This is a genomic window from Mesorhizobium sp. M4A.F.Ca.ET.020.02.1.1 (assembly GCF_004022645.1).
Lineage (GTDB): Bacteria > Pseudomonadota > Alphaproteobacteria > Rhizobiales > Rhizobiaceae > Mesorhizobium.
The window spans coordinates 1-4,684 of the sequence record NZ_RZOI01000489.1; the positions used below are offsets into that span (position 1 = coordinate 1).

General features: G+C 63.4%; 5 protein-coding genes. 1 reads left to right on the forward strand and 4 read right to left on the reverse strand.

Going from position 1 to position 4,684, the window contains the following annotated elements; all coding sequences use genetic code 11:
- The 4 genes from EN742_RS24860 to EN742_RS24875 form a co-directional block, all read right to left on the reverse strand.
- Window positions 1–798: CorA family divalent cation transporter (locus EN742_RS24860; RefSeq protein WP_128333402.1), on the reverse strand; the 798-nt coding region annotated here is incomplete at its 3' end.
- A gap of 166 nt (window positions 799–964) precedes the next feature.
- Window positions 965–2,068, reverse strand: a complete 1,104-nt coding sequence (gene ychF / locus EN742_RS24865; protein WP_126058678.1) for a redox-regulated ATPase YchF — start codon at window positions 2,066–2,068, stop codon at window positions 965–967.
- A 95-nt stretch (window positions 2,069–2,163) separates the two neighbouring features.
- Entirely contained in the window at window positions 2,164–2,889 is a 726-nt protein-coding gene (pth, locus tag EN742_RS24870; protein ID WP_126058679.1) for an aminoacyl-tRNA hydrolase, read from the reverse strand.
- Window positions 2,890–2,910: 21 nt separating this feature from the next.
- Entirely contained in the window at window positions 2,911–3,552 is a 642-nt protein-coding gene (locus EN742_RS24875) for a 50S ribosomal protein L25/general stress protein Ctc (RefSeq protein WP_126058680.1), read from the reverse strand.
- Between the two features lie 352 nt (window positions 3,553–3,904).
- Between EN742_RS24875 and EN742_RS24880 the strand changes: the two genes are divergently transcribed.
- A complete protein-coding gene (locus EN742_RS24880) occupies window positions 3,905–4,576 on the forward strand; it encodes a glutathione S-transferase family protein (RefSeq protein WP_126058681.1) in 672 nt (223 codons plus the stop codon).
- The last annotated feature ends 108 nt before the right edge of the window (window positions 4,577–4,684 follow it).

Consider the following 4,684-nt stretch of genomic DNA (forward strand, 5'->3'; position numbering starts at 1 on the left):
GATCTTGATGATGGCGTTCTGCTCGATCGAGATCATGCCAAGGGTGGCGTCGAGCAGGAACGAAATCTTCTGCGACAGGAAGGTGGCGTGGTCGGCGAGCGACAGCACGTCGCGCGACAGGGTCTTGACGCGGGCGCGGATGTCCTTGCTCATCTTGGTCTGGGTCGCGACGTGGGCGAGGAAGCCGGCCAGGCGCTGCAGCGAGATCAGGCTGTCGCGGATCGAGGAGGCGATGTCCTCCTTGCGGCCGATGGCCTTGAGCAACTCCTGGAAGTCGCGGTTGCGCTTGGAGACCTTGGTCGACCTGGCCTCGAAGATATCGCGCGAGATCGCTTCCACGTCGCGGCCGGCGCGCTCCAGAATGTCGGCGAGGCGGTCGACGATCGCTTCCAGTAGGCCGATCAGGATGGTGTCGCCGCTGGTGCAGCCGGTCGCCACCTTCTCGGCGCGCAGCGGAAACGTCTTGAAGGCCTTCGGTTCGTGATAGCGCACGGTGACCAGACGGCTGCCGGCCAGCGCGAAGGTTACCGGCGACATCAACGGGTCGTCGGCCTCGGTCTGGGCCGGCAGCGTCGCGGTCATGAAATAGGCGCCGTCCTCGATGTAGAGGCGACTGGAGATTTCGATCTCCTCCATCTCCTCGCGCGTCGGGATGGCGACGCCGAGCCAGCTCTCGATGGCGGTTTCCTCGTCCTTGGTCGGATTGAAAAGATCGGCCCAGACAACCTTGTCGCCATTTGCCACAAGGTCATCAACCAGACGCAGCCGATCATTGTCCACGACGAATGCCTTGATCATCGCCGGATCTCCCTTGCTGGATCGAAGAGATTTTCGTTCGAAGCGTCGTCAGGACTGCATGGGCTTCGAGGAGCCCGCGAGCACCAGCCGATTAGACCTGCGGCATGATGAGGTCAAGACAGGCGACGGGAGGGCGCAATCTGCCGGACGCGCGCCGCCGCGAGCATCAGGTGTTGAACTTGAACAGCATGATGTCGCCGTCCTGAACGACATACTCCTTGCCTTCGTCGCGCGCCTTGCCGGCCTCCTTGGCCGCGACTTCGCCGCCGAGCGTGACGAAGTCGTTGTAGGCGATGGTCTGGGCACGGATGAAGCCGCGCTCGAAATCGGTGTGGATGACGCCGGCCGCCTGCGGCGCCTTATCGCCTTTGTGGATAGTCCAGGCGCGCGTCTCCTTCGGTCCGACGGTGAAATAGGTGATGAGATGCAAAAGGTCGTAGCCGGCGCGGATCACCTTGTTGAGACCCGGTTCGTCGAGGCCGAGCGAGGCGAGGAACTCCATCTCCTCGTCGTCGGAAAGCTGGGCAACCTCCGCTTCGATCGCTGCCGAGATGACGACGGTGCCGGCGCCCTGAGCGGCGGCCATCTTTTCCACGGCCTTGGAGTGCTCGTTGCCGGTCGCGGCATCGGCCTCGGCGACGTTGCAGACATAAAGCACCGGATGCGAGGTGAGCAGGTTCAGCCCCTGCAGGATGCGCAGATCCTCCGGTCCTATGCCCTTTAGCAGGATGCGGGTCGGCTTGCCCGCCTGCAGCAGTTCGAGCGCTGCCTCCATCATCGGCAGCACGGCCATCGCTTCCTTGTCCTTGCCGGCGGCGCGCTTGCGGAACTGGACGATGCGGCGCTCGAGGCTTTCGAGGTCGGCGAGCATCAGCTCGGTCTCGACCGTCTCGGCGTCGGCGACGGGGTCGATGCGGCCCTCGACATGGGTGATGTCGTCGTCCTCGAAGCAGCGCAGCACATGGACGATGGCGTCAACCTCGCGGATGTTGGCGAGGAACTGGTTGCCCAGCCCTTCGCCCTTGGAGGCGCCGCGCACCAGGCCGGCAATGTCGACGAAGGAGATGCGGGTCGGGATGATCTCCTTCGACTTGCCGATGGCGGCGATCTTCTGCAGGCGCGGGTCCGGCACCGCCACCTCGCCGGTGTTTGGCTCGATGGTGCAGAACGGGTAGTTGGCGGCCTGCGCCGCCGCCGTCCTGGTCAGCGCGTTGAAGAGCGTCGACTTGCCGACATTAGGCAAGCCGACGATGCCGCATTTGAAACCCATTGTGTCCGGTCCTATCGGGAAATCGAAATTTGATCAGGGCTATGGGCGAAAGGAGTGACGAACGTCAACCCCTCGGCCGCCATCCCCGGCGACGTTCAGCCCTTGCCGCCGAACAGCTTCTTCAGCATGGCGGCCATCGGGCCCGTTTCGGGCAGCTTTGCCGGCGCCTGCTGCGGCCTGGCCTGGCGGATGTGGCTCTGCGCCTTTGGCGCCTTGGGTGGCGGGCGATCGTCGTCGCCGGTCGGCGTCAGTTTTTCACGCAGGGCGAGCGTGATGCGGTTCATGAAGGAATTGTCGTCGCCCTTGGCCAGCAGGCCGGCGTCGTCGGCGATGGTGTCGAGCAGAACCTCGAGCCATTCGCGGTCCGCCTTGGCGAAGTCGCCAAGCACGTGGCCGTGCACCATTTCCTTGACGCCCGGATGGCCGACGCCGACACGCACGCGGCGATAGGCTTTGCCGACATGGTCGTCCAGCGAGCGGATGCCGTTGTGGCCGCCGGAGCCGCCACCGACCTTGACCCGAACCTTGCCGGCGGCAAGGTCGATCTCGTCATAGAAGACGGTGAGCGCGGCAGGTTCGAGCTTGTAGAAGCGCAGCGCCTCGCCGACCGCCTGGCCGGACAGGTTCATGAAGGTCTGCGGTTTGATCAGGAGGATCTTTTCGCCGGCGAGCGTGCCTTCGGCGATCAGGCCCTGGAATTTCTTCGACCAGGGCGAAAAAGAATGGCGGCGGGCGACTGCGTCCACCGCCATGAAACCGACATTGTGCCGGTTGTTGGCATATTTCGCGCCCGGATTGCCGAGGCCTGCGAACACAAGCATCGTCGTCTCCGGGCGGGAAAATTACTTCTCTTCGGCGGCCGGAGCCGCTTCGGGCGCTGCCGCCTCGGCCGTCTCTTCCACCTCGGGCTTCATCGCCGAGGAGCCGGCAATGGTCGCGATGGTGAAGTCGCGGTCCGAGATCACCGGCTTGACGCCGGCCGGCAGCGTGACCGCCGAGATGTGGATCGAGTCGCCGATATCGGTGCCGGCGAGATCGATGGTGATGAATTCCGGGATCGCATTGGCCGGGCAGTGGAACTCGACCTCGTGACGCACGATGTTGAGCACGCCGCCACGCTTGATGCCGGGCGACTTGTCCTCGTTGATGAAGTGGACAGGCACGTCGACATTGACCTCGGTGTCCTTGCCGATGCGCAGGAAGTCGACATGGACAGGGAAATCCTTGACCGGGTCGAGCTGGAAGTCCTTGGGCAGAACCTGGATCTTGCTGCCGCCGACATCGATCGTGGCCACCGTGGTCAGGAACCCGCCGCCGTGGATCTTGTAGTAGACGTCCTTGTAGTTGAGGGCGATCGCCAGGGGAGGCTGCTTGTCGCCGTAAATCACTGCAGGCACTTTACCGTTGCGGCGAACTGCACGGGCGGACCCCTTACCGACCTGTTCGCGCGCTTCGGCCTTGAGCTCGTAAGTATCGTGGCTCATGGCATTTCCTTTCGCGTGTTGTGGAGCGTTTGCGGCAGGCAATATGCCCAGCCGAAACGTCGAAAGCCGCCAGGCCTGGATGTCCGAACGCCGGTGGCCGCCAGAAGCGGACCTTTGTTCGGGGATCACAAGGGAAGGCAGCCTTCCGCCGCGTTGCCTCCAAGGGTGTCTACGCGGGTGGCGGCTCTATAGCGGAAGGCGGGCGCAGGCGCAAGCGGTTGGTCTGGAAGGCTTTCGCGACATTTCCAATGTCGAAAGCATACAGTCAAGAATCCCGTCCGTCCGGATGTAGGATCGGGCAGGCTTCAATCGTCCTGCGGCAGTTGTCTCAACCAATCCGTGAGGATCCGATATGAAACTCCTGTTCAGCCGCAATCCCAATCCTCGCCTTGGAGTCGCGACGGCACGCCATCTCAAGGCGGACGTTACGTTCGAATTCGCCTCACCCATGGTATCGGGGCAGGCCGAGCGCTATCGCGTGCTCAACCCAAATCTGACCTTGCCGATACTGGTCGGCTCCGGATGGAGCCTGTGGGAAGCCGACGCCATCGCCTGTCGGCTCTCCCGCGAGGTGGGCTCGAATTTTTGGCGCGGCGGGGACGATGAGCCGGACATGATCCGCTGGATAAGCTGGGGCAAGGAGAATTTCGCCAGAGGCTGCGACATGGTGCATTTCGAGCGCGGCACCAAGCAGCGCTGGGGGCTGGGTCCTATCGACCAGGCCCTCGTCGAGGAAGGCTTCAGGGTTTTCCACGCGGCTGCCGCCATCCTCGCCCCGGTGCTCGCGCAAAGGGAGTGGCTGGTCGGAAATTCCGTCTCCTACGCCGACTTTCGCATGGCGACGTTTCTGCCCTTCAACGATGCTGCCGGGCTACCGCTCGACGACTATCCGTCGATACGTCGCTGGTATGACCAACTCGAGGCGATCGATGCATGGCGCGATCCTTTCGCGGGTCTCGAGGCGCCGCCATTGCCGCGCGTGAAGAGTTACATTTCCAACGGTCGGCCCGGAACAGCGGTCTGATCGGCAGCCAGCGCCTCGCGCAAGGCCCAGACTTTTTGGGTGAGCGAATCGATCTCGGCCAATGTCATCCCGGAGCGCTCGATGAGCGTTTCACCCAGACAGTTTCAT